20 protein-coding genes are annotated in these 24,864 nt (G+C 43.4%); 7 read left to right on the top strand and 13 right to left on the bottom strand.

Annotated elements, in window-relative coordinates; genetic code table 11:
* Positions 1 to 40: 40 nt before the first annotated feature.
* On the top strand, positions 41 to 517 hold the full coding sequence (locus FO440_RS01470; RefSeq protein ID WP_144246454.1) for a DinB family protein: 477 nt from the start codon (positions 41 to 43) through the stop codon (positions 515 to 517).
* Between the two features lie 111 nt (positions 518 to 628).
* Here the strand turns inward: FO440_RS01470 and FO440_RS01465 are convergent, their stop codons facing one another.
* A complete protein-coding gene (locus tag FO440_RS01465; RefSeq protein ID WP_186292542.1) occupies positions 629 to 1,624 on the bottom strand; it encodes an alpha/beta hydrolase in 996 nt (331 codons plus the stop codon).
* A 213-nt stretch (positions 1,625 to 1,837) separates the two neighbouring features.
* Between FO440_RS01465 and FO440_RS01460 the strand changes: the two genes are divergently transcribed.
* Entirely contained in the window at positions 1,838 to 4,270 is a 2,433-nt protein-coding gene (locus FO440_RS01460; protein ID WP_186292541.1) for an outer membrane beta-barrel family protein, read from the top strand.
* Here the strand turns inward: FO440_RS01460 and FO440_RS01455 are convergent, their stop codons facing one another.
* From FO440_RS01455 to FO440_RS01445, 3 genes are all read right to left on the bottom strand, one after another.
* Positions 4,271 to 4,648 carry a DUF1634 domain-containing protein gene (locus tag FO440_RS01455; RefSeq protein ID WP_144246451.1) on the bottom strand — a complete coding sequence of 126 codons (378 nt, stop codon included), beginning with the start codon at positions 4,646 to 4,648 and terminating at the stop codon, positions 4,271 to 4,273.
* A complete protein-coding gene (locus FO440_RS01450; protein ID WP_144246450.1) occupies positions 4,648 to 5,484 on the bottom strand; it encodes a sulfite exporter TauE/SafE family protein in 837 nt (278 codons plus the stop codon). Before FO440_RS01450 ends, FO440_RS01455 begins: the two co-directional genes overlap by 1 nt.
* A gap of 144 nt (positions 5,485 to 5,628) precedes the next feature.
* Positions 5,629 to 6,081: a DoxX family protein gene (locus FO440_RS01445; RefSeq protein ID WP_144246449.1), complete on the bottom strand. Its 453-nt coding sequence runs from the start codon at positions 6,079 to 6,081 to the stop codon at positions 5,629 to 5,631.
* Between the two features lie 97 nt (positions 6,082 to 6,178).
* Between FO440_RS01445 and FO440_RS01440 the strand changes: the two genes are divergently transcribed.
* From FO440_RS01440 to dapA, 5 genes are all read left to right on the top strand, one after another.
* Positions 6,179 to 8,008 (top strand): UbiD family decarboxylase, encoded by a 1,830-nt coding sequence (locus FO440_RS01440; RefSeq protein WP_144246448.1) that lies wholly within the window; start codon positions 6,179 to 6,181, stop codon positions 8,006 to 8,008.
* Positions 8,009 to 8,144: 136 nt separating this feature from the next.
* Complete coding sequence (locus tag FO440_RS01435; RefSeq protein WP_144246447.1) at positions 8,145 to 8,933, top strand: hypothetical protein; 789 nt, start codon at positions 8,145 to 8,147, stop codon at positions 8,931 to 8,933.
* Positions 8,934 to 9,052: 119 nt separating this feature from the next.
* Positions 9,053 to 9,238, top strand: a complete 186-nt coding sequence (locus FO440_RS01430) for a BRCT domain-containing protein (RefSeq protein WP_394348355.1) — start codon at positions 9,053 to 9,055, stop codon at positions 9,236 to 9,238.
* Between the two features lie 634 nt (positions 9,239 to 9,872).
* On the top strand, positions 9,873 to 12,317 hold the full coding sequence (locus FO440_RS01425) for a DUF5686 and carboxypeptidase regulatory-like domain-containing protein (protein ID WP_144246446.1): 2,445 nt from the start codon (positions 9,873 to 9,875) through the stop codon (positions 12,315 to 12,317).
* 175 nt (positions 12,318 to 12,492) lie between these two features.
* The gene (gene dapA, locus FO440_RS01420) at positions 12,493 to 13,395 is read left to right on the top strand and encodes a 4-hydroxy-tetrahydrodipicolinate synthase (protein ID WP_144246445.1); all 903 of its coding nucleotides are present in this window, start codon (positions 12,493 to 12,495) and stop codon (positions 13,393 to 13,395) included.
* 55 nt (positions 13,396 to 13,450) lie between these two features.
* On the opposite strand, the gene FO440_RS01415 is transcribed toward dapA, so the two are convergent.
* The 9 genes from FO440_RS01415 to FO440_RS01375 all read right to left on the bottom strand — a co-directional run bounded on the left by FO440_RS01415 (position 13,451) and on the right by FO440_RS01375 (position 24,849).
* A complete protein-coding gene (locus tag FO440_RS01415) occupies positions 13,451 to 13,627 on the bottom strand; it encodes a histone H1 (RefSeq protein WP_144246444.1) in 177 nt (58 codons plus the stop codon).
* Between the two features lie 359 nt (positions 13,628 to 13,986).
* Complete coding sequence (locus tag FO440_RS01410) at positions 13,987 to 15,558, bottom strand: FG-GAP repeat domain-containing protein (RefSeq protein WP_144246443.1); 1,572 nt, start codon at positions 15,556 to 15,558, stop codon at positions 13,987 to 13,989.
* A 118-nt stretch (positions 15,559 to 15,676) separates the two neighbouring features.
* Positions 15,677 to 16,918 (bottom strand): aminotransferase class I/II-fold pyridoxal phosphate-dependent enzyme, encoded by a 1,242-nt coding sequence (locus FO440_RS01405; protein ID WP_144246442.1) that lies wholly within the window; start codon positions 16,916 to 16,918, stop codon positions 15,677 to 15,679.
* A 197-nt stretch (positions 16,919 to 17,115) separates the two neighbouring features.
* A complete protein-coding gene (gene ftsZ, locus FO440_RS01400) occupies positions 17,116 to 18,723 on the bottom strand; it encodes a cell division protein FtsZ (RefSeq protein WP_144246441.1) in 1,608 nt (535 codons plus the stop codon).
* Positions 18,724 to 18,885: 162 nt separating this feature from the next.
* Positions 18,886 to 20,229 (bottom strand): cell division protein FtsA, encoded by a 1,344-nt coding sequence (ftsA, locus tag FO440_RS01395; protein WP_144246440.1) that lies wholly within the window; start codon positions 20,227 to 20,229, stop codon positions 18,886 to 18,888.
* A 1-nt stretch (position 20,230) separates the two neighbouring features.
* Complete coding sequence (locus FO440_RS01390; protein ID WP_144246439.1) at positions 20,231 to 21,094, bottom strand: cell division protein FtsQ/DivIB; 864 nt, start codon at positions 21,092 to 21,094, stop codon at positions 20,231 to 20,233.
* A complete protein-coding gene (gene murC, locus FO440_RS01385) occupies positions 21,087 to 22,442 on the bottom strand; it encodes a UDP-N-acetylmuramate--L-alanine ligase (RefSeq protein ID WP_144246438.1) in 1,356 nt (451 codons plus the stop codon). Before murC ends, FO440_RS01390 begins: the two co-directional genes overlap by 8 nt.
* A 48-nt stretch (positions 22,443 to 22,490) precedes the next feature.
* A complete protein-coding gene (murG, locus tag FO440_RS01380; RefSeq protein WP_144246437.1) occupies positions 22,491 to 23,606 on the bottom strand; it encodes an undecaprenyldiphospho-muramoylpentapeptide beta-N-acetylglucosaminyltransferase in 1,116 nt (371 codons plus the stop codon).
* 79 nt (positions 23,607 to 23,685) lie between these two features.
* The gene (locus FO440_RS01375; RefSeq protein WP_144246436.1) at positions 23,686 to 24,849 is read right to left on the bottom strand and encodes an FtsW/RodA/SpoVE family cell cycle protein; all 1,164 of its coding nucleotides are present in this window, start codon (positions 24,847 to 24,849) and stop codon (positions 23,686 to 23,688) included.
* Between the last annotated feature and the right edge of the window lie 15 nt (positions 24,850 to 24,864).

Below are 24,864 nucleotides of genomic sequence, written 5' to 3'. Positions count from 1 at the left end.
CCCAAAAAAGCGATTAACTATAAAACAAAGTATGTAAAATATGAATAAGGAACATCATATAATTATTGACGAAGTGGTGAAATTGCTGCGCGGCGGCAACGCCCACATTGGTTTAAAAGACGCGCTTGAAAAACTGCCCGCCGATGCCCGTGGCGATAAACCCGCGAAGTTGCCTTACAGCATCTGGCAACTGGTTGAGCATATCCGTATTGCGCAATGGGATATGGTACAGTTTTGTGCGGATCAGAACCACGAATCGCCAAACTGGCCGGATGATTACTGGCCAAAAGAAACCGCCCCTAAAGATGACGCTGCCTGGCACGACTCGTTAAAACAAATAGACAGCGACCTTGAAGAATTTATCGAATTATTTAAAAAAGAAGATATCTATAAACCGCTGGGCCACGGCAGCGGGCAAAGCATCCTGCGCGAAGCCTTACAGATAGCGGATCATAACGCTTATCACACCAGCGAGATCATTGTGATCAGGCGGTTGCAGGGTAATTGGCCTTTATGATATAAAAGGTTGTCATTTCGAACGAGGTACGAGGAGAAATCTATACACTGCTTAACCGCCTGTCGTGTATAGATTTCTCCCGTTGGTCGAAATGACAATAAACGGCTTTGTCTACTTTAGACCATGTATAAAATCAAGCACGCCTGACACAAATTCGGGCTTTAAGGGCAATTCGGGCTGAGTATAAGTGGCCATATTTTTATCTTTGTCGGCGGGGGCATCTCTAAGCACATAGTTCATGCCACGCACAGGCAGATAGCTGAACGCGGATCTTGCTTTTTTCAGTTTCTCTCCATCAATCACAGTTACCTGCAGGTCAGTAGTGCCCTGTACGATCAGAACAGGAACTTTTAAATTTTTGATCTCCTGCGATGGATCATACCTGAACCAGCTCATTAAATAATTTTGCATAGCAGGCCTTGCAATAGCATATAGCGAGGCATCAACCTTTGGCTGGATCTTACCGATGATCAATGAATCTAACACTTTTTTAAAGCTGTCAGATACGTACGAAGGCTGAGATTTCATCTGCTCTTTCATGATCTCGTCGGCACGGCGGCCGGCGCCTTCAACAGAAATAAAGGCATTAACCTTACCTTCTGACGAATTTGTAGCCAATATCCCTACCAATGAACCCTCGCTATGGCCAAGCACTATTATTTTTGAAAATCTTTTATCGTCCTTTAACAGGCCAATCATACCTAACGCATCATCAACATAATCTTCAAAACGCAGGTTTTCTTCTTTTTGGCCTGTGGCGCTTTGGCCAACCATACGTTTATCATAACGTAATGATGCAATGCCATCTTTGCCCAATGCTTCGGCTATTAATTTATAAGTGTTGGCATTCAGGTTTGTTTTGGCGCTGTTGCCATCACGGTCAACCGGGCCGGAGCCTGGAATGATCAGCACTACCGGGATCTTTCCATTAATGGTAGCAGGCGTGGTTAAGGTACCCGAGATAGTTCCGCTAAGCGTTTTCAACGATACCGGCGATTCTGTCAATGACGGATCTGATTTGCTTTGCGCCGTTTTGGTCGGTTCTGCCTGTGCCAGGCTATTTATCGCAAAAAATAGGGTCAGTATTAAAAAGCAGGTCTTCTTCATTTTATCGGGTATCAACACGGTGGTAATAATAATTGCGAAAATTAGTAAAATTACCGCAATACTCATATCATACCGTAAGGCAGAAAGTACATTAAAAACTTTTACTTTAAATAAACCGTAAAAAGGCTAAAATTGCACTAATTATAAGCATATTTATAGCCTAATTCTTAACTGATAATATTGATGAGGTCTTTAGCAAGGGGCTTAATAATTATGCTCCTAAACGGTTTGTGTATCCACGCTTACTCGCAAACCGGCGTATCAGGCATCCATGGTAAAGTTTCTGACGAAAAACACATTGCTGCAGAGGCCGCCACGGTAATACTATTGGCTGCCGCCGACTCATCTATTATCCGTTCAACCCCTTGCGATGCTAAAGGCTTATTTAAGTTCAATGCCAAACCCGGCAGGTACCTGTTACTGGTAAGTAAGATCGGTTTTGATCAGTCAATGACAGGGCCTTATACTGTCGACACCGGGAAAAACATCGCGGTTGATGAAATTAGCCTAACACCGCATTTGCCACAATTAAAAGAAGTTTCCATAACCGCCCAGCGCTCATATGTAGAGGTTAAGCCCGACAGGGTTACGCTAAACGTGCAAAGCAGTATCATTGCCGAGGGCAATTCTGTTTTTGAGATATTACGCCAGGCGCCGGGTGTACATGCCGAAACCAAAGGCGATATCAGCATTGTTGGCCGGGCAAATGCCCTGGTTATGGTTGATGGTAGGCCTGTACGGTTAACGGGGCAGGACCTGACCGATTATTTGCAAAGCTTACCGGGCAGCACGGTACAGCAAATTGAACTGATCACCAATCCATCGGCAAAATATGATGCGGGGGGTGCGGGGGTGATCAATATCATCAGTAAAAAAGGCGCTAACCAAGGTACAAATTTTACCGTTTCTGGCGGAGGGGGCTATGGTAAATTTGGTAAGGCAAATGCCGGCCTTATTTTTAATAGTCGTAAGGATAAGGTCAATATTTTTGGTAATTACAATTTTATCTACCGCAAAACAGACCATACCTTTATTACTGATCGTTTTATCAATTACAATAACGAGCTAAGCGAATACAATGTTAATTATTATGCTACCCAGCAGGGCTATAGCCATAATTTCAGGGTTGGGGCAGATTATGCCATATCGCCAAAGCATACCATTGGAGTGCTGATAAGCGGCACTATAAACAATGATGATTTTATTAAAAACAACGTTTTAAATATTACCAATAATGGTCGGCTTGATTCAACCATCCTGACAAAATCAAAACTGAACCGGGGGCAAAGCAACACCAGTTATGATATTAATTACACAGGTAAGTTAGATACCCTGGGCAAAACTTTATATGCCGACCTTGTATTTAATGATGTAGACCGTCATTCGTCTGAGTATATTGATAATTTCTTCTATAATTCGGCCCGTGTTGATTATAGGCCACTGTTGCAGCTGCAAAACCTGTCACCTGCGGATATTCATATCTGGGCGGCAAAGATCGACTATGTTAATCCGTTGTCCAAGCAATCGCGTTTAGAGGCCGGGGTAAAATATAGCCGGGTTCAAAGCAATAACGACCTTGACTTTGGCCCCAAAGTAGACGGTGTTTACCAAAACTCGCCCAATTTTAGCAGTACCTTCTTTTTTAAAGAAAATATCAACTCGGGCTATCTGAATTATATCAATAAACTGGGCAAGGTAAATTTAATAGCCGGCCTGCGTGTTGAACAAACCAATACAAGTGGCAACGGTACGTCGGCAATAACTGAAAGTACGGTGAACAAAAGTTATTCGGACTGGTTCCCGCAATTGCAGTTAAATTACCAGGCCGATGAAAAAAACGATTTTGATATCAGCTTCAACCGGAGGGTAAATAGGGCCGCTTATGATGCAGTTAACCCGTTTTTATATTTTGCCGACCTGTATGATTATAAACAGGGTAACCCCAATTTAAAGCCGCAATACTCCAACAAAATACAGATAACCCATACCTATAACAAGAAACTGGTAACCAGTTTGTACGCCATGGTAGTTTCTAACTTTTATGGATTTGTGGATTATATGCAAAACGATTCGACTAAGGTAAACCGGTCTATCACGCAAAATTTTGGTACTTACTCCATTTATGGTGTCCGGTTTTATACGCCGGTAAATTTTACAAACTGGTGGACTGCAAACTTTACTGCCGATGTTTCTTATCAGCGCATAAAAGCTTATCCCAGGAATGGTAACTTAAATAAAGGCACACAATCTGTAAGTTTAGCAAGTACGCAAAATCTCAAACTGACCAATACCTTGTCTTTCGAAGTATCAGGCAATTATGAATCGCCTGAATTTTATGGTATTGGCAAATTTAAGGCAGATTATCACGTTGACGCCGGTTTAAGTCAGCAGATCTTACATAATCAAGGCAGATTGAGCCTTGGCATAACCGATATTTTTAATACGCACCGCGACTGGAGCAGTATAAACTACCAAAACCTTAATATGACGGTTTATGATAAGGTTGAAACCCGCGTTGTGCGGTTAAATTTTACTTACCATTTTGGTAATGTATCTTTAAAGGTAAACCGCAAGCACAGTACGGGTAATGAAGACGAGCAAAACAGGGCGGGCGGAGTAGCCGGAAGCACTACTACAGCAAATTGATCAGCCGGCATGCCCGGTAAGCATGCTTGCGAAAATAATGATCAGCACAAGTAACGTGATAAAGGCATAGAGGTAATCTTTCTCTAAAACAAACCCAATGGCCGAGAATGCTACCCTGATAACCGGAGTGGCAATTAATAAAATGATACCACCCTGGATAATGGCCCTCCCGTGCAAAGTAAGCATGCCGTTTACCACACCTGATAGTTTTACAAAATCAGGTACGCCTTTAAACGTGCGATAATCGGTAGCGTCATAACCATGACGGTAAATATATATGGCAGCACCAAACATCACTACACCCACAGATAAGAATACGCCTGTGCGTAACACCCATCCAATGGCAGCTTGTATATCGGTATCTTTTAGCTTGTTCATTATATTTTCCCCGTTATGCCGTTATAGATCATCTGAACGGCAACCGCGCTTACCACCACCGCAAATATCACCCTGATCCATTTAGATGAGCCGCTGTTTACCAATATTTTTGAACCCGTCATTGCACCCAGTAATACGCCTATCACTACAGGCATTGACAAACCCGGGTCAATGTAGCCGCGCTGTAAATAAACCACTGCGCTTGCGGCGGCGGTAACACCTATCATGAAATTACTGGTAGTGGTTGATACCTTGAAAGGGATCTTCATAATACCATCCATCGCCACAACTTTTAATGCACCAGAGCCAATGCCAAGCAGGCCCGATATTACCCCGGCAAACAGCATGGTAAAAAAGCCGCCAATAATATTGGTTACACCGTATTCAACTGTGCCCTGGGCAGTAGGGTAGCTGCCGTTTAAGTTTAGTTTTTGCGCCAGGTAACTTTGATGTATGGTGGTTTGTTCCTTTTTTTTCTGTAATGACATTAATGCAGATGAGATGAGGATCAACCCGAATAGGATAGCAATATAATGGGTAGGCGTATATATGGCCAGAATAGCCCCTGCCATGGCGCCTGCAGTAGTGGCTATTTCTAAAAACATACCCAGCCGCATATTGGTAATTCCTTCTTTAACATAGGCTGCCGCTGATCCGGATGAGGTGGCGATAACAGAAATAAGCGAAGCGCCAATAGCATAATGAATGTCTACACGCAGCACCAAGGTTAGCAGGGGGATTATTATAAAGCCACCACCCAAGCCGGTTAGCGAGCCTAACAGGCCCGCGAAATACGAACCTATAAGGATAATAATAGTAAGCTCAATAACCGACATGCAGATATATAGACGTTAGCGTGCTAAATTAAGCATATCTTTTTTTAAGCACCTACTTTAATGTTTATCTATAGATTTGATTGGTAATATAGACAACGTAGAGACACAATACTTTGTGTCTCTTTATATTTCCCGTTGCAGATATCAGTTAAAAATGGCAAAATACCATACCCAGCCAATAAAGAATAATTGTAAGGGGATCCTGAACCACAGGTATGATAACCCGTTACCGGTATAATCTGCTTTTTCCAGGTTGACCCTTTTTTGCGACGCGTAGATATTGGCAGGCAGCAACACGATAAAAAACAGGATCAGCAAAATAGCGGTGACATAATGCGTCGGGATGATCAGTAAACCGATAGCCGCCAGCGCCTCAATCACCCCGGTGAAATAGACAAAGAACTTTTTAAACGGGACAAAAGGCGGCAGCATCATTTGCATCCCGTTAAAAAAAGCAAAATGCGCGGTTGATGTAAACAACAACATGATGGACATGGCTATGCGCCCGCTCAAAATTACATTGGCTTCATGCTGAGCGATATAAAACCCCAGGCAGCTTAAAGCAAATACTACTATCAGCACTATTAATGGTTTCATAATTTAAAGTTAAGGCAATATCTGTTAAAACGATAAAAAGTAACGCGCCGCTACATTAAAATGCCTTTTGTACATTTGCCCCTGTTAGATAATTGATATGGGTTACCCAAATTTACAAGCCTGCATAACCGACCTTGAAAAACATGGTCATTTAATACGTATAAAAGAGGAGGTTGACCCTTACCTGCAAATGGCAGCTATCCATTTACGCGTGTTTGAAAAGGGCGGGCCTGCTATTTTGTTCGAGAAGGTAAAGGGCAGTAAATTCCCGGCTGTATCTAACCTGTTTGGTACGCTTGAGCGGTCGGAGTTTATTTTTCGTGATTCGCTGGATAAGGTTAAAACCCTGGTTGATGTGAAAACCGACCCCATGCAGGCTATAAAGCACCCGTTCAGGTATGCCAATGTGGCGCTGACAGCGTTATCTGCTTTGCCGATGAAGGTGGGTAGGAAGAACTTTGAAAAGTGCAATATTGAAGACCTGCCGCAGATTGTTAACTGGCCTAAAGATGGCGGCCCCTTTGTAACCATGCCGCAGGTTTATACCGAAGATAGCGACAAGCCCGGCATTATGAATGCTAACCTGGGCATGTACCGCATCCAGTTGGCGGGTAACGATTATATTTTAAATAAAGAAATAGGCCTGCACTACCAGCTGCACCGCGGCATAGGCGTGCACCAAACTAAAGCCAACGCTAAAGGACAGCCTTTAAAGGTGAGCATATTTGTGGGCGGCCCACCGTCGCACCCCGTTGCTGCGGTAATGCCCCTGCCCGAAGGTTTGTCTGAAATGACCTTCGCCGGCGCGTTGGGTAACCGCAGGTTCAGGTATTTTTATGACGATGAAGGTTTCTGCATCTCGGCCGACGCGGATTTTATCATAACCGGGACGGTAGAGCCGCACGACAATAAATCTGAAGGCCCGTTTGGCGATCACTTGGGTTATTATAGCCTGGCGCATCCATTCCCGTTATTAAAAGTGCATAACGTTTATCACCGTAAAGATGCTGTTTGGTCCTTTACCGTAGTGGGCAGGCCGCCGCAGGAAGATACCAGCTTTGGCGCGTTGATCCATGAGATAACCGGCTCGGCCCTGCCGCAGGAGATCCCGGGGCTGCATGCCGTAAACGCTGTAGACGCGGCGGGGGTACACCCGCTGTTATTCGCCATTGGCAGCGAGCGTTATACGCCTTACATTAAAGAGCGCAAACCGCAGGAGATCATTACCATAGCTAACCATATACTGGGCAAGAACCAGCTTAGCCTGGCCAAATACCTGTTCATTGCCGCGCAGGAGGATGATCCTAAACTAAATGTTAATGATATCGGCGGATTCATCACCCATATACTGCAACGCATTGACCTTACCCGCGATCTGCACTTTCATACCCGCACCACTATTGACACACTCGACTATAGCGGCAGTGGCCTAAACTCAGGCAGTAAGGTGGCGGTTACCGTTGCCGGCGATATTAAACGCGAGCTATGGGCTAATGTACCAGCAGGTTTCAGCTTGCCTAAGCCATTGGTAAATTATCAGATAGTAATGCCGGGTGTGCTGGCTATCGAGGTGCCTAAGAACATCCGCACCAGCGATATGCCCATGATCATTGAGTTTTTACAGGAGCATTTTGCAGAGACCGATTTAACTGGTATCCCCCTGTTTGTTTTGTGCGACGATGCCGTCTTTACCGCCCCAAACATCAACAACTTTGTTTGGGTAACCTTTACCCGCAGCAACCCCTCGCACGATATTTATGGCATTAACGAGTTTACCGAGCACAAGCACTGGGGCTGCTACGGCCCGCTCATAATTGACGCGCGGATAAAACCGCACCATGCACCGGTACTGGAAAAAGACCCGGAGGTAGAGAAGCTGGTGGATAGGATGGCAGAAGCAGGTGGGGCGTTATATGGGATTATTTAGTTGGGAATTTTTTCCTGTTTTTTTCTTAATGTATTAATAATGTGTAAATTGTATGAATGTTTTTTATATTTATGCCAACCTAAAACTGGTTTTTAAACAATTATAAAAGTTTTATATATGAACAATTTTTAAGATCATGAAAATCAAAGCAAACCTTATTATCACTGTGCTGGCAGGGGTAGCATTTACCTTTTCGGCATGTAAAAAATCTTCAAACAGTAAACCGGCTACTACCACGCTAACGCCTAAAGAGGTAAGCAGCCAGGTTGCGCTTAACATTACCCAAACCCTATCTACAAGTTTCGGTTCATTTAACCTGAGTGATGGTTGGGGCTCGCTCAGTACACTTGGTTTGGTGAAAAACCAAAACGGACTTCAAGTAAACTCGAACGGTAATGAACTTTGCGGTACTACATCTGAAACGCCGCTGGATTATTCAGAAGATAGTGGGGGTACATCAGTAAAAATGAGCGGCAATATGAAATTTGCCTTTACCTGTACCAATGGCGTGCTATCAGGATATGGTTTTGTTGACGATTTAACTATAGCTGAGTCAACATCGACATTTTCATTAAATTATAAGATTAATGAAAATATGACTATTACAGCCGTTACTCCATCAAGCAAAACCACCAGTATTGTTTTGGCCGGTACAATAGGTTACGGCGGTACTTATAATTATTCATCAGGAAGCAATAAAGGTTCCGCAACGCAAAACTTTGCTTATACCTATCATGCTGTTACTATAGATTCAAATGGTGTAATAGCCAGTGGTTCAGCTGATTTCAATACTTCAGGATCAGGCACCACAGGCACCTGGAATTATTCAGGTACAATTACCTTCCTGGGCAACGGCAGCGCCAAAATTATTATCAATAATGCTACTTACACCGTAAACCTGCTAACAGGCGAGGTGTCAGGATAATATATTTAATATTTGGATTGAAAAGGCTTTCTCATCAGAGGAAGCCTTTTTGTTTATTTAAGGTTATTGCCAATTATAATTAGTCTGGATTTATAATCCCACTTAGTAACATCATATTCGTGAATTACAAATCCATTACTGCTAAAACCCGAGATCACAGATCCGGACTAACGTGGAGCAGCATATCGACCAAATTTAACTACCTGGTGGCCGGCGATAATATGGGGCCCTCAAAACTTGAAAAAGCGCAGAAATTGAATATTCCTATTATTAGTGATGTGGAATTGATGGAGATGATTGGGTAAATAAATAAAAAGATCGTCATTGAGAGAAACGAAGCAATCTCTGTAAGTTAAGCAACGTTTTCTATCGCTTGGTGGCGCTCATGGCCGCTAAGGCCTAGTTACTTGACCTTAGATGCAAAGTAACCAAACATCAAGCCAATTCAATCGCTTCAGCCGCACATGGCCAGACTCCCGGCCCGGCGAATTGGCAGGCCTTTACACGCTTTTGGAATTTGTACAAATACGAAATTATGTTATAAACGAAATGTCAGCAAAAAAGCTTCAGGCGAGGGAAGGTAAAACAATGGTAGCCTTGTGAGTTGGCACGGGCATTCGCAGGTTTTGCTGAAGCGTGGGGTCATGGGTGCGATAGCGGGGCAAAAAAGGCGCGGCCCGAGGTTTTACCTGGACTACAGGGCAAAGGCCATGAGCGCAAAGAAGCCTCTTTGCTGACTTGGTTTTTGGTTACTTTGTATCAAGACAAAGTAACAGCACTAGTGACAATTGAGCGATAATAAAGCGATAAGCATATAACTTGTGTAGGGCTTTCACAATTGAATCTATCCCTCTTTAACAAAAACCTTAACAATAATTAACACCTTTGTGACGCAACCTTTTGCTAATAAGCTGCATCTTCGTGTAAACATTTACCTGCATGCGCATAGCTTTTGCTTGTCTACTTTTCCTGCTGTTTACTACCCCCATATTTGCACAACAATTTACAGTTAGCGGCAAAATTACTAACGATGCCGGTAAAGCCATTCCGTTTGCAAGTGTGTATATTCAAAATACAACCCATGGCGCATCTGCCAATAGCGACGGCGAATATTCATTACAGCTAAAGCCAGGTAAATACACAATTCAATACAAAGCGGTAGGCTATAAACAAGAAAGCCGAACGGTTGACGCCGGTCAGAACCAGACTATCAATGTCACACTAAGCACAGAGTTTTACCAGTTGCAAGGCGTAACGGTTGGCGGCATAGATCCTGCCTATGCCATTATCCGCAAAGCGATAAAAAAACGTAAAACTTACCTTAACGAGGTTAAAGCCTATACCTGCGAAGTTTATATAAAAGGCCTGCAAAAGATCCTTGATGCGCCAAAGAAATTCCTGGGGACGGATATTAACCAAATAGCACGGCAAATAGGGCTCGACTCGAACCGCAGGGGGATCATTTATCTGTCCGAATCTGAATCTAAATATAGTTACCTATATCCGGGTAAGGTGCATGAAGAAATGGTATCATCAAAAGTATCGGGCAATAACCGGGCATTCAGCTTTAACCGTGCTACTGATCTGAAGGTGAATTTTTATGAGAATTTTGAAGATTGGGAGGGCATCAGTTTAAGGCCTTTGATATCGCCCATAGCCGACAACGCTTTCTTTTATTATAACTACAAATGGCTGGGCGAAAGCGTTGAGAACGGCAAAACCATTAACAAGATCAGGGTGATACCCCGCCGCGCACATGACCCTTGTTTCGAGGGTGATATTTATATTCAGAATGATAGCTGGCGCCTTGTTGGGGTTAACCTGTACATTACAAAAAAGGCCAACATCAACGTGCTTGATACCATTAAAATAAACCAGCAGTTTGTGCCTGTTGATGATAAAGCGTGGATGACCTCAACTATTCGCTTTGATTTTACAGGCGGCATCTTCGGGTTTAAGTTTGGAGGGTATTTTATATCGGTTTACAAAAACTATGACCTTAACCCTACCCTTAATAAAAAGGATTTTAACGAAGTACTGCGCATTACCAAAGGCATCAATAAAAAGGACAGCACTTACTGGGATAGTCAACGCCCTATACCTTTAACCCTCGAGGAAAAGACAGATTATAAAAAGAAAGAGGACTTAGCCATTAAGCACGAATCAAAAGCCTATCTCGACTCGATAGACCATGTAAATAACAAATTCAAGCCTATCAATCTTTTAATCGGCGGTATTAACTTGCGTAACCGTTATAAAAAAGAGTATTACCATTTCGACCCGATAACTGGTACTGTACAATTTAACACCGTGCAGGGTTTTAACTTAAATTACAAAGCATCATTCACCAAACAAATTGATTCTGTAAATAATCGTTATTTTAAGGTCGGGCTTGATATGGGTTATGGTTTTTCAGATCATCGCCTTAACGCTGTAGCCGGTGGTACTATACCGGTGGGTGACCGGTTTACGCTGTCTGTAAACGGCGGATCGGATGTGGTAGACCTGAACAACCTGCAACCGATCTCGTCATTCGCTAATACGGTACATAGTTTATTTGCGAGAGAAAATTTTGAAAAATTTTACCAGAAACAATTCATTAATGCAGACTTTAAAGGCCGTATAACCGGCGGCTGGCAAGGCAGCGCGGCTGTTGAATGGGCTAGCCGAACGTGGCTAAACAATACAACATCGTACAGCTTTACAGGTAACGACATTTACACATCAAACAACCCACTGGCACCTAATGCTAATGTGGCTTTGTTCCCCAAAAATCAGTCGCTCAAAATTATGCTTGGTACCAGTTATGATTTCAGCAATAAGTACGAAACCTATCCCAACGGCAGGCATTATTTGCCCTCGCCTTATCCTACAATTGCTTTAAACTATACAATGGGCATTAAAAATATCCTTGGGTCTGATGTTGATTATGACCAGATCAGCGCAAATATATCGCAGGCGGATATAAGCATGGGTGTTTATGGTAAAACCTCTTTTTATGTTGGTGCAGGCAAATTCTTAAACACCAACAGTATTTATTATCCCGACTACAGCCACTTTCATGGTAACGAAGCGCTATTTTACCGCGCAGCGCTTAACAGCTTTTTAATGCTTGATTATTATACTTACAGTACCCGTACGCAATACCTGGAGGGACATTTTGAACATAACTTTTCAGGCTTTATTACCAATAAGATCCCGGGATTAAGGAAGCTTAAACTACAGGAGATCATCCATGTAAATTACCTGACATCGCCAGAGTTAAAAAATTATTACGAACTGGGCGCGGGAATTCGCTACCTTAACCTGCGGGTACTATATGGGCAATCTTACAACAGCGGTAATAATATCCGTTCGGCAATAAGGATCTCATTAAGTTTGTAGGGGGGAAGACCGTAGCCGATCCACTATGGACCATAGTGGATGGTTTATGATAATCACTATGGACTATAAACTATGGTCTATGGACCCATTCACTTCAAATATTGTCCATGGGCTTACTATAAATTATCATTCATCACTAATAAAATTATTATCTTAGCACCCTTTAATTGCGAACATGAATAAATTTTACGGAACCGGGATAGCGATAGTTACCCCTTTTCACGCGGACGGGCAAGTGGATTATGACGGGCTAAAAAACCTGATCAATTATTTAATTGATGGCGGTGTGGAGTACATCGTGTCATTAGGTACAACCGGCGAGAGCGCCACATTAAGCCAAGACGAGAAGAAGAAGGTTTTTACATTTACTGCCGATGTAGTAGATGGCCGTGTAAATTTAGTTGCCGGTATTGCCGGTAATAATACCGCAGAAGTTGTTGAGCAGATAAAAGCTTTTGATATAGCAGGTTATGACGCTATCCTTTCGGCCAGCCCGCAATATAACAAACCAACACAGGAAGGTATTTACCAGCATTACAAAGCTATTGCGCAAAATGCTAAACTGCCTGTGCTTTTATATAACGTACCCAGCCGCACAGGCAGCAATGTAAGTGCAGAAACTACGGTAAGGTTAGCGCGCGAGTTTAAAAACATTATAGGCATAAAAGAAGCGTCAGGCAATTTCGACCAGATCAACCAGATCATGCGCGACAAACCTGAAGGTTTCCTGGTAATATCAGGCGACGACCCGGTCAGTTTCCCGATGATAGCTTTGGGCGCTGTAGGTGTAATATCTGTAGTTGGCAACGCGTTGCCGCGCCAAACTTCAGATATGATCCGCAAATGCCTGAACTACGATTTTAAAGGCGCGCAAAAAGGCCATTATGATCTTATTGACTTTACCCGCTTATGCTTTGTTGAAGGCAGCCCGGCAGGGGTAAAAACCGCGCTTAAACAACTGGGAATTTGCGGCGATACCGTACGCCTGCCATTGGTACAGGTGAGCGAGCATACGGCAGCTAAGATCATTAAAGAAGTGCAAGGCCTGGCAGTTTTACAACAACAAAAAGTTTCATAAAAAAAACCCTGCTGCGTGCAGCCGGGCCTTATTTACAGTGATACATACTGTATCGCTATGCTTTGTTTTTTGCTTCCTGAACTTCCAGGCGGATGGCTTGTGCCAGGTTCTTCAGGTCCTGCATCCCTTTGCGAACACGGGTACCGGCTGCACTGTTACCCTTGTTGTAAAACTTATCTGCATCGGCTTCCAGCGAGGCGATAAGGTTCTTTACTTCAGTAAATTTTTTCATTTAATTTTCTCCTTTTTAAGTATGGTTAAGGCTGTTTGTTTTTGTATTAGCTAATCTAAAATGTTTTTGGTTAAAAAAAAATACCCGTTTTGGCTTAAAATAGTCGTTTTTTTCCACATTTACAGGTACTTACAATATTGTCTTTTTCTTATTTTTCTACTTAAAAAGCTACTATTTTATCATTATTATAATAAAATTTTACTTTTAAATAATATTGATACAATATAAAGCAAAAGGCACATATTAATCTAAGGTGCAACACCTAATTACCTAAGCATCAGTAAAATACAAAATACAAAAAATTCTGCGTTTTTAACGCCGGGTCAATAATAAATTCAGGCTTATTATTCTATATCCTTTTACGGTTTAACAGCCGCAGAGGTTTTGTTTTTCAGAACTAAAAATAGCGGTTGCTTGTCATGGCTTTTCGTACCGGTTGGCACATAACCGTTACCCAATAACAGGTCGGTTTTTCCATCTCCATCTATATCGGCGGCATCCATGGTCATTCCGTTATGAAATGGCGTATTTAGCGGCAAGGTAAAAGCCTGGAAGTTAAAGTTACCTTTGTTTTCAAGATACACAAATGCTTCCCACGGGGTTTTACTTCCCGGAAACTCGCTGATGGCAGCAATATCCAGGTCTCCGTCGCCATCAAAGTCTTTAGCTATAGCCTTATAACAACCATTAACAGGGTAAAAATACTTTTGGGTAAAGTTGTTCTTACCATCATTTAAGTAGATATACACGCCGTGATATGGTTTCAGTATCTGGCTATAATCGCCATTATCGCCGCAGGTGTAAATGATATCTTTGAAGCCGTCACCATTAAAATCAACCAGGTCAAACGAGCTTGAACCATATGAAGGCGGAAAGCTTAACACCTCCTTCTCTTCAAAATTGCCTTTGCCATCATTGGTGTATAAAAACACCCCTTCATCGCCCTGTGCAAAAAGTGCCCAAACATCAGGCAGTTTACCCTTACTATGATCAATAATAACTTTTATACAACCGGGCTTATCCCTTAACACATGTTCTTTAGGCTCTTTTACTGATTGCTCAAACCAACTTAAACGGCCAACCATTTTGCCAAACTGGGCTACAAGGTAATCAGGCTTACCATCGCCATTCAGATCGGCAATGTTAGCTGATAGTGGCCTGCTTAAATCTTCAAAAACAGGTTTGCTTTTTAGCGCAGCTACCCCTTTTTTATTAATTGTGATCTCCCCGACACTCCCGTTCTTGAAATTATTAGCCCACAGGTCATTACCAATGGTGGTGGCTGTGATCTTACTTTTTTGAAACAAAAGATCTACTATAGGGCCATCCAGAACAGATGATCCTAATGTCTGTACTTTATTATTTAGTACGATCAGGCGGTTAGTCATTCCATCGGATATGATAAGGCGGTGCGGCGTTACGCTTTCATCTATTTTAACGTATGATGTTAGTGACTTTGGTAAGATCCATTCGGCAGGAGTAGCCTGGATCTCGAAAAAAGGTAAGTTATGGATAGGTTCGGGCACATGGGGTACCGGTAAATGTTCGGGCGCTTTAGTAATGTAGTAAACGGTTATCCGTGCCCATGTCGCAGAATCAACAACAGGTCTTGCGGGCAAGTAATAATCATCACTTGTGGGCGAGATCAGTTTACCGGTAGAGGCCACAGAGTTTACGCCCAGGTATCTACCCATAGCAGGAAGGAGGTGATCACGCCAGGTTACTTTGTCCAACAGTGCCGGATCAGGCAGTTTATGACAGGTTTGGCAATTAGCCGCAGCTAATGATTGCCCCTTAACAACATCTTCATTACTGAAGGATAAGGTATCGCTTTTTGACACTTTATGGTCTGCCGGATTACTACACCTAACAAGTGCAGCAACTACCAATACAAGTAATACAATAACGATAGTTTTATCAGGCAAACGCATAAAATGATTTTAACCGGTTTCGGTTATAAAGATATTATATAAAAGCAATCCAATAGCTCACAAAAACAAAAATGCCATCCCGTTCAAGGAATGGCATTTTTTATGCATAGCGCTATGATCAAACCACAGGCGCTGTTTCGCGATAGTGGCCGGCTTTTAGCTTTTCACCCATTTCGCTGTAGGCATCTAAGGTACGCTGCACATCTTCCATAGAGTGCGTAGCGGTTGGTATCAATCTTAAAATTATCAATCCTTTTGGGATAACCGGGTAAACTACAATAGAGCAGAAAATCCCCCAACGTTCGCGCAGATCGCGGGTTAGGGCTGTAGCTTCGTACAGGTCGCCTTTTAAAAACACCGGGGTAACCATGGTATTGGTAACACCGATGTCAAAACCACGCTCTTTTAAACCCGTCTGTAACGCTCTTGCTATCTGCCATAGCTTATCACGCAGCTGCGGTTGCGATTTAAGCAGTTCAAAACGTTTCTTTAAACCTACAACCATTGGCATAGGCAATGCTTTGGCAAAGATCTGCGACCTCATGTTATAACGTAAAAAATCTATCAGGAATTTATCGCCGGCAACAAAGCCGCCAATACCTGCCATTGATTTTGCAAACGTACCGAAATACACATCCACCCCATCAATACAATCCTGCTCTTCGTGCGTACCTGCACCGGTTTTACCCATGGTACCAAAACCATGCGCGTCATCAACCAATATCCTGAAATCGAATTTCTTTTTCAGTTCGATGATCTCTTTCAATTTACCCTGCGCGCCTGACATACCGAAAACGCCTTCGGTAATCAATAAAATACCACCGCCGGTTTGTTCGGTAAGTTTTGTAGCACGCTCCAACTGTTTCTCGCAGCTTTCAAGGTCATTATGCTGGTAAACATAACGTTTGCCCATGTGCATGCGTACGCCATCGATAATACAGGCGTGCGACTCGGCATCATAAACAATTACATCATTACGGTTAATTAACGCGTCGATAATTGATACCATGCCCTGGTAACCGTAGTTTAACAAAAAGGCAGCTTCTTTGCCTACAAATTCGGCCAGGCCATTTTCAAGCTCTTCATGGTGGGTTGAGTTACCCGACATCATACGGGCGCCCATCGGGTAAGCCATTCCATAATCAGCCGCTGCTTTGGCATCAGCTTCTCTTATTTCAGGATGGTTGGCCAACCCCAGGTAATTGTTTAAACTCCACACTAAATGCTCTTTGCCGTTAAATTGCATGTGCGGCCCTATCTCTCCCTCAAGCTTCGGGTATGAAAAATAGCCATGCGACCATTTTTGATGCTGCCCTATTGGCCCACCCATACTGCTTGTTATTTTATCAAATAAATCCAAAGGTATTTTCTAATTAATCGTTTTCAAATTGCAAATATACGTTATTAGAGTCAAGAGACAAGAATCAAGAGGTAAGACAGATTTACCTTGATCACTAAAAATCAGGATAATGAGATCAGAAATGTCTTTTATTAAAAAAGCCAGGATCGAGAATAGTTTATCTTGATTCCTGGCTCTTAATTCTTGATTCTATTTAATTAATCTACATTATCGTGTAAGAATGAATTGCTGTCACGGATCTCTATTTTACCGTCACTATCCGGCAGTAAAGAAAACCTTGAGATCTGGCTCTCGTCTGATGCAGGGGTTTCCTGTAAGGCTACTTCCTTACGTTTGTAAGCCGGTACATTCTCCAGTTCTTGTATGTTACCGCTGCGTAGTTTCATGCTCAGGTCTTTTAAACGCATGATCCGCTCGCGCGATTTACGCAGTTGCTCTTCTATCGACTCGTCAGTTTTATGCTCGTCCGCGTTAACCGGTTCAGGCTCGGCTACTTTTTCTTCAACAACCGCTACCTGGTTAATGATAGTCTCTGTATCAGGTTCTGCAAGTTTGAAGGTAAATTCAGGCAAGTCTGATTCATTATCCGCATCAGGCTGCTCAACGGCATCCTGCAGGTTATATTTTACCGGTGCAGGCTCTTCCGTACGCGATGTAGCGAACAGGTCGAACAGGCCAGTTTGTTTTTGCTCTTCTTTCTCTTTTTCCTTTTGTCCCTTGATATAAAGTTCAGATGGCGCGGCTTCATTTACCGGTGTAATAAACTCATTTACGGGCCTAACCAACGGCGCATCAGGAACCAGCATATTTACAATTTTTTTGCTGCTGTATTCTTTCTCACGCTCGTCTTTGGTTTGGAAACCGGTTGCTATAATAGTTACCGATAACTTATCGCCTAAATTCTCATCGCGGCAGTTACCCCAGATCAGGTCAGCAGCAAGGCCGGCTTCTTCCTGGATGTAGTCAGTAATAATACTTACTTCGTCCATGGTCACTTCGTTCTCGCCCGAGCTGATGTTTAACAGGATATAACGCGCGCCTTCTATCTCATTATCTTTCAACAACGGAGACGATAATGCGCCCTCAACCGCACGTAAGGCACGGTTCTCGCCTTCGGCAGCGCTGCTGCCCATGATAGATACACCGCTGTCTTTCATCACGGTGCGCACATCTTTAAAGTCGACGTTGATATAGCCCGGTAAAGTAATAATCTCTGCAATGCCTTTGGCCGCTGTGGTCAAAATATCATCGGCCTGTGCAAATGCCGATCCTAAGGTTAAGTTACCAAAGATCTGGCGCAGCCTGTCATTTGATATCACCAGGAACGAGTCGACATATTTTTTCAACTCTTCCATGCCGGCATCGGCCTGCATTTTACGGCGTTTACCTTCAAAAGAAAAAGGCGTGGTGATGATACCAACAGTTAATATATCCAGCTCGCGGGCCGCTTTGGCAATGATAGGGCTTGCGCCTGTACCTGTGCCACCGCCCATACCTGCTGTTATGAATAACATTTTGGTATTTGAGCCTAACATTTGTTTAATGTCGTCAATATTTTCAATAGCTGAATTGGCACCAACTTCGGGGATCGAGCCTGCGCCCATTCCTTCTGTTAAACTTGCACCTAATTGTACTTTGTTAGGGATGGGGCTAAGCTCCAATGCCTGTGCATCTGTATTGCAAATTATAAAATCTACACCTGTAATACCTTGCTTGTACATGTGGTTCACTGCATTGCCACCACCGCCGCCAACACCAATTACTTTGATGATAGACGACTTTTCTTTTAACATCTCAAATTGCATAATCCTTATTTTCAGCTATGTGTAACTTGACGAATTTTAGATTTCACCATTGTAATATTAGCGCTTTTTCAACAAGCTTTTTCCACAAATGTCTATAATGTGGAAAAATTAAAGGTTGTTGAAAAGTATACCTTTAATCTCCTGAACCCAGCATTACGGGTTCTATTTCAAAAAGTCTTCGTCTTTAATATCGTCCTTAATAAATTTCTTCCCGCTTTCCAGTATCTTGCCAAACAGGCCGAATTTTTTGTCTTCGGTATATTTGGTTTTGTCCACTTTCACTTCGGCAGGCTGTTGTACCATGCCGTTGTATTCCATTTTCTGGATACCCTTTATCAGCAAACCTATACCGGTTGCAAACGTTGGGCTTTGCAGCTCTTCATATATGTTTTTAGGCAACACCTCGTTCTTGGCCAAATGCTCATTAGGGTAACCTATACGGCAATCCAAACCAGTTACAAACTCAACCATTTGCGACAGGTGTTTCAGTTGCGCGCCGCCACCGGTAATTACTATACCGGCAATCAGTTTCTTCTCGTATCCGGATGATTTGATCTCATAATACACATGCTCTACGATCTCTTCCATACGGGCCTGGATAACAAAGGCCAGGTTCTTTACTGATATTTCTTTAGGCTCGCGTCCACGCAAACCCGGTACACACACAATCTCATTCTCTTTGTTTTCTTCGGCCAATGCCGATCCGAACCTTACCTTTAATTGCTCTGCGATATTGCGCATTACAGAACAACCTTCGCGGATATCTTCAGTCACGCTGTTACCGCCAAACGGGATAACCGCGGTATGACGGATGATACCTTCGTGGAATATGGCCACATCGGTAGTACCGCCGCCGATATCAACCAGCACCACACCGGCTTCTTTTTCTTCGTCGCTTAATACCGACTCTGACGATGCCAAAGGCTCCAGGATCAGTTCCTGGCTCTCTAAATGTGCTTTGTTAACACACTTAACAATATTTTTTATAGCCGTAACCTGGCCCGATATAATATGGAAATTAGCCTCAAGGCGCACACCCGCCATGCCTATAGGGTCTTTAATCCCCGGCTCGCTATCAACCGTAAACTCCTGCGGCAGTACGTGGATGATCTCCTCGCCCGGAGGCATTACCAGGTTGTACATATCCTCTATCAGTTTATCGATATCCTTACGGCCTATCTCCGTTTGCAGGTCGCGACGGGTAATTAACCCGCGGTGCTGCAAGCTTTTAATATGCTGGCCGGCAATACCCACGTTCACTACCCTGATCTCTACATTTGATTGCGTGCCCGCAATTTCAACTGCAGCGGTAATGCCCTGCACGGTCTTGTCGATGTTGGAAACCACGCCACGGGTTACACCCGCCGACTCGGCTTTGCCAATACCCAGTACTTCGATCTTGCCGTTTTTGCTGCGGCGGCCAACAATTGCGCAAATTTTGGTGGTACCAATGTCCAATCCCACTACAATTGGCGAACTTTTTTCTTGTGTCGAACTCTTGTCCATATTACTGTTTAATTAGAGATGTGTCTTTCGTTACTTTTTTAATTGAATCGGCGGTAGTTTTCAGCTGCTTCATCCGTAAAGAATCTGCTTTGGTGTTTTTTACCCCAATTATCTGATTGGCGTATTTAATATTGATCAGCTTATAAGCATCCCAGCCAACCTGTGGTAATGCCTGTTTGTAAAACGCCAACAAGTTATGAAACTTAACCTCGATAGAGTCTGCATTGCCCAGCAAAATGCGCTGGTTACCTACCCTTGGTATCAGCTCAATTTCATGGCCTGGGTTTACATAGATCTGTGCTATCTGCGCGTCCCAAAGCGAATCACTCCGGATAAATGCCGCGGTTTTAAAAAGATCCTTCGCCAGCAGGGTACGCAACGTATCTACCTTACCGCCAAACGGTTCGTCGATTGCCCCGTTGGCTGCTACGACTTTGGCAGTAAAATTTGCCGACAGCGGAATTTTCAACCCGTTTTTATCAATATAATAATCCTGGTCAAACTGGTTCATTATCCTTAAAATAGGCTGTCGCTGTACGATCTCTATCATGATGATGCCGTCCATATCCGCGTAAACCTTGGCAAATTCAATAAAAGGGTTAGCCTTTAGCCTGTTCTCCAGGTTATGCAGGTTAATGTTATCAATACGGCGGCCTATCATGGTATAGCTGCTTATCTGCAGGATCTTTTCTACCTCTTTTTTATCGATAAAATACTGGCTGCCGGGGATGTATATTTTCACATCGCTGCATACCACTTCGGCTTTTTTAATTTCAATAAAACTCATCAGCGCTACAAGGCCGCCCAGGGTTATCACCCAAAGGAAACTTTGTATTACTATGCGCCAAATTGGTTTCTTAAACATTTTCTAAAGCACTTTTTAACGGTTGTACCAACTGGTCAATATCGCCCGCACCTACGGTTAACAATAGTTCGGGTTTTTCTGACCTTATTTTATCAATAGCATCCTGCTTGCTTAATATTTGCTTGTTGGGCAATTTCATTCGTTCCAAGATCATGGCCGATGTTACGCCTTCAATAGGCAGCTCGCGCGCAGGATAAATATCAAGCAGTATCAGTTCGTCGGTCATGTCCAGCACCTCTGCAAACCCGTCCACAAAATCGCGGGTACGGGTAAATAAGTGAGGTTGAAAAATTGTTGTGAGTTTTTTCCCGGGGTACAATCTTTTAACCGAACTGATAGCTGCTCTTAATTCTTCAGGATGATGCGCATAATCATCTATATAAATATGGGCCGGCGTTTTAACAATATATTCAAAACGACGTTTTACCCCTTTAAATGACCCTAAGGCGCTTTTTATAGCATCCCATTCAATGTGTAAACGCAGGGCTACCTCAATGGCGGCAACAGCGTTTTCAATATTATGCAAACCGGCAATGCCTAACTTAATATTAGGGATGCTAATAGATCCGCGTTTAAAATCGAAATAGAAATCGCCGTTTTCAATGCGGATATTTATCGCCATCGCGTCGGCTTCCTCATTAATGCTGTACGTGAACCCATCTGTTAAAGGCAAACCTTTACGGTGGATAAGCGTACCGCCGGTTTTTATCTGCGATGCAAACAGTTTGAACGATTCTGTCAGCTGGCTGTGATCACCATAAATATCCAGGTGATCGGCATCCATTGAAGTAACAATGGCGATGTTTGGATACAGGGTCAGGAACGAGCGGTCATACTCGTCTGCCTCAACCACCACAATATCATTATGGCCAAACAACACGTTGCTTTGATAATTAGAGGCAATGCCCCCTAAAAACGCCGAGCAATCTTTACCCGAATCTTTTAAGATATGCGCCACCATACACGAGGTAGTAGTTTTGCCATGCGTACCTGCTACCGCGATGGTAAACTTACCCTTGCTAATCAAACCCAACACCTGCGAGCGTTTCCACAATACAAATCCTTTACTCTGAAAGTAACCGAGAATCTCTGAATCTTTAGGTATAGCCGGGGTATAAATCACTAAAGTATTATCGTCCGGATCACGGAAACTTCTTGGTATGCCCCCATCCTTATCTTCAAATACCACCTGGATGCCTTCGTTCCGCAGATCGTCGGTCAGGTCGGTCGGCGTTTTATCGTAGCCGCAAACAATACAGCCCAAATGATTGAAATAGCGCGCAAGGCCGCTCATGCCTATGCCGCCTATGCCTATCAAATAAACCCGTTGTATATTGCGTAATTCCATTTTCCTTTTAAAAAGCGCTACCTCCCTACCAGGAGGCAGCGCTAAGATTTAATTGTTGTTAATTGTTATTTGTACAACTTCTTTAGCAATGACTTCATCGGCAGCAGGCAATGCCATTTTACCAATGTTGTCGCTTAGTTTCTTTTGCAATTCTTTATCGTTTAAAAGCTCAAGCGCTTTATCAATTAATTTTTCTTCGGCGTCCCTGTCGGCCACAAATACTGCTGCTTGCTCATGTACCAGTGCCAGCGCGTTTTTGGTCTGATGATCTTCGGCCACGTTTGGCGATGGTACAAGAATAACCGGTTTTTTTACCACGCATAATTCGGCAATAGTACCTGCGCCGGCCCGAGATATGATCACATCTGCCGCTGCGTAAGCCAGGTCCATACGGTTTACGAATTCCATAATGAGTACATTTGGGTGATAGCTTTCGCCCAGCTGTTCAATAATGCTTTTATAATAGAACTTACCCGTTTGCCAGATCACTTGCACATCGGCAGCTACCAATTTGTCAAGGTTGGCAATAATGCTGTTATTTAAAGTACGTGCCCCCAAACTGCCGCCGGTAACCATAATGGTTTTTTTAGTGGCCGATAGTTTATAAAGCTCTAACGCCTGTAACCTTTTACCGGCAATATCTACCGACTCCTTACGGATAGGGTTGCCTGTTTTTATAATTTTATCTGCCGGAAAAAACTGCTCCATGCCATCAAATGCCACACAGATCTTTTCGGCTTTTTTACCCAGCCATTTATTAGTGATACCTGCATACGAGTTTTGCTCCTGTATCAGGTAAGGGATACCTTTTAATGATGCGGCATATAATAAAGGACCAGAAGCATAACCGCCTACGCCTACTGCCGCATCGGGTTTAAAATCTTTGATGATGCGCAGCGCCTTACTCACGCTGTTAAACATTTTTACCGGGAACAACAGGTTTTTCCAAACCGATTTACGCTGGATGCCCTGGATATTTAAACCGATGATCTTATACCCCGCCGCCGGCACTTTTTCCATTTCCATACGGCCATTGGCACCTACAAACAATATCTCGGTTTTAGGGTCAAGCTTTTTCAAAGCATTGGCAATAGCAATAGCCGGGAAGATATGCCCCCCTGTGCCGCCACCGCTAATGATTATTCTTTTACTTTGAGATTTCACCGATCTATTATTTTATGATTACACCGATTAATTGTCTTTATTATTTCTCTATTGTTCCCCCTTCAGGGGGGTAGGGGGCTTACGCTGTCGCTAAGTTCCCCACCTCTTTTATCTCGCCTACTACCACTTTTTTAGGATCTTCAATATCCCTGCTTACCGATAGTATGATACCAAATGCCACACTGGTAAATAACATGGATGTACCACCCATACTTACAAACGGCAGCGGCACACCTGTTACCGGGCCTAAGCCTACTGCTACCGCCATATTGGCAAATGCCTGTATAGTAAGGCTAAAGCTTAGTCCCGCTGCCAGTAAAGCGCCAAACGCCTTTGGCGCCTTCGTGACTATTTTTATGCACCGGTATAACAAGAACAGGTATATGCCTATCAGTATAATACCGCCTATCATGCCATATTCTTCTACTATTATGGCGTAGATCTCATCCGAATAAGCCTCGGGTAAATAATTCACCTCGTTGCTTTTGCCCGGACCCTTACCAAATATGCCGCCTGTGGCGATGGCTATTTTAGCGTGGTCTGCCTGGAACGATTTATCAGGGTTAGCCGCCTCGGGGTGCATGAACGTATGGATCCGCGAGATATATGTTTTACGCCTCGGGCCCAAAAAGATAACGCCAGTTAGCAATATAGCTCCAGCCAAACAGGTTACCGCTATTTGCTTGATACTGATACGGCCGATGATCAGCAACAACACACTAACGCCAAACAGCATCAGCGCGGTTGAAAGGTTAGCTAACGCGATCAATATAAATACCGAACAAACCGCTCCCATTATCGGGATGAAGGATTGCTTAACGTCCTTGATATTTTCCTGCTTACGCGATAATGAACGCGCCAGGAAAGTGATCAGCGCCAGCTTCGCCAAATCGGATGTCTGGAAGCTTAAGCCGGTACCCGGTATAGCTATCCAGCGGCTGGCATCATTAACATGGCTACCAAATATCAGCGTATAAAATAACAGCGGGATAGTGATATACATCAGCAATTTTGAAATACCCGAGTAATACCTGTAATCCAGCTTATGCGAAATATACATCAGCACGATACCGCCTATGATCATGGCTAGGTGCTTCATCAAAATCGATTCCACCCCCACACCGCGCTTATAAGCCAGCGTACCAATAGCGCTGTACACCGACAACAACGATATCAGCGATAGCAATATGACGATAAGCCATATCCAACGGTCTCCTTTAATGTTGTGTAGTATCTGATTCATTAGCCCCAAACCCCT

The organism is Mucilaginibacter corticis (assembly GCF_007558865.1).
Lineage (GTDB): Bacteria > Bacteroidota > Bacteroidia > Sphingobacteriales > Sphingobacteriaceae > Mucilaginibacter > Mucilaginibacter corticis.
The sequence above is the reverse complement of the archived record's forward strand: the minus strand, read 5'-3'. Positions and strand labels throughout refer to the sequence as shown.

Bases quoted from the DNA above. Each gene is read 5' to 3' on its own strand.
- FO440_RS01440 (WP_144246448.1), top strand. From the start codon at position 6,179: ATGGGTTACCCAAATTTACAAGCCTGCATAACCGACCTTGAAAAACAT.
- dapA (WP_144246445.1), top strand. From the start codon at position 12,493: ATGAATAAATTTTACGGAACCGGGATAGCGATAGTTACCCCTTTTCAC.
- FO440_RS01455 (WP_144246451.1), bottom strand. From the start codon at position 4,648: ATGAACAAGCTAAAAGATACCGATATACAAGCTGCCATTGGATGGGTG.
- FO440_RS01465 (WP_186292542.1), bottom strand. From the start codon at position 1,624: ATGAAGAAGACCTGCTTTTTAATACTGACCCTATTTTTTGCGATAAAT.
- murC (WP_144246438.1), bottom strand. From the start codon at position 22,442: ATGGAATTACGCAATATACAACGGGTTTATTTGATAGGCATAGGCGGC.
- FO440_RS01415 (WP_144246444.1), bottom strand. From the start codon at position 13,627: ATGAAAAAATTTACTGAAGTAAAGAACCTTATCGCCTCGCTGGAAGCC.
- FO440_RS01470 (WP_144246454.1), top strand. From the start codon at position 41: ATGAATAAGGAACATCATATAATTATTGACGAAGTGGTGAAATTGCTG.
- FO440_RS01435 (WP_144246447.1), top strand. From the start codon at position 8,145: ATGAAAATCAAAGCAAACCTTATTATCACTGTGCTGGCAGGGGTAGCA.
- FO440_RS01390 (WP_144246439.1), bottom strand. From the start codon at position 21,094: ATGTTTAAGAAACCAATTTGGCGCATAGTAATACAAAGTTTCCTTTGG.
- FO440_RS01425 (WP_144246446.1), top strand. From the start codon at position 9,873: ATGCGCATAGCTTTTGCTTGTCTACTTTTCCTGCTGTTTACTACCCCC.
- FO440_RS01375 (WP_144246436.1), bottom strand. From the start codon at position 24,849: ATGAATCAGATACTACACAACATTAAAGGAGACCGTTGGATATGGCTT.
- ftsA (WP_144246440.1), bottom strand. From the start codon at position 20,229: ATGGACAAGAGTTCGACACAAGAAAAAAGTTCGCCAATTGTAGTGGGA.
- FO440_RS01450 (WP_144246450.1), bottom strand. From the start codon at position 5,484: ATGTCGGTTATTGAGCTTACTATTATTATCCTTATAGGTTCGTATTTC.
- ftsZ (WP_144246441.1), bottom strand. From the start codon at position 18,723: ATGCAATTTGAGATGTTAAAAGAAAAGTCGTCTATCATCAAAGTAATT.
- FO440_RS01460 (WP_186292541.1), top strand. From the start codon at position 1,838: ATGCTCCTAAACGGTTTGTGTATCCACGCTTACTCGCAAACCGGCGTA.
- FO440_RS01445 (WP_144246449.1), bottom strand. From the start codon at position 6,081: ATGAAACCATTAATAGTGCTGATAGTAGTATTTGCTTTAAGCTGCCTG.
- FO440_RS01410 (WP_144246443.1), bottom strand. From the start codon at position 15,558: ATGCGTTTGCCTGATAAAACTATCGTTATTGTATTACTTGTATTGGTA.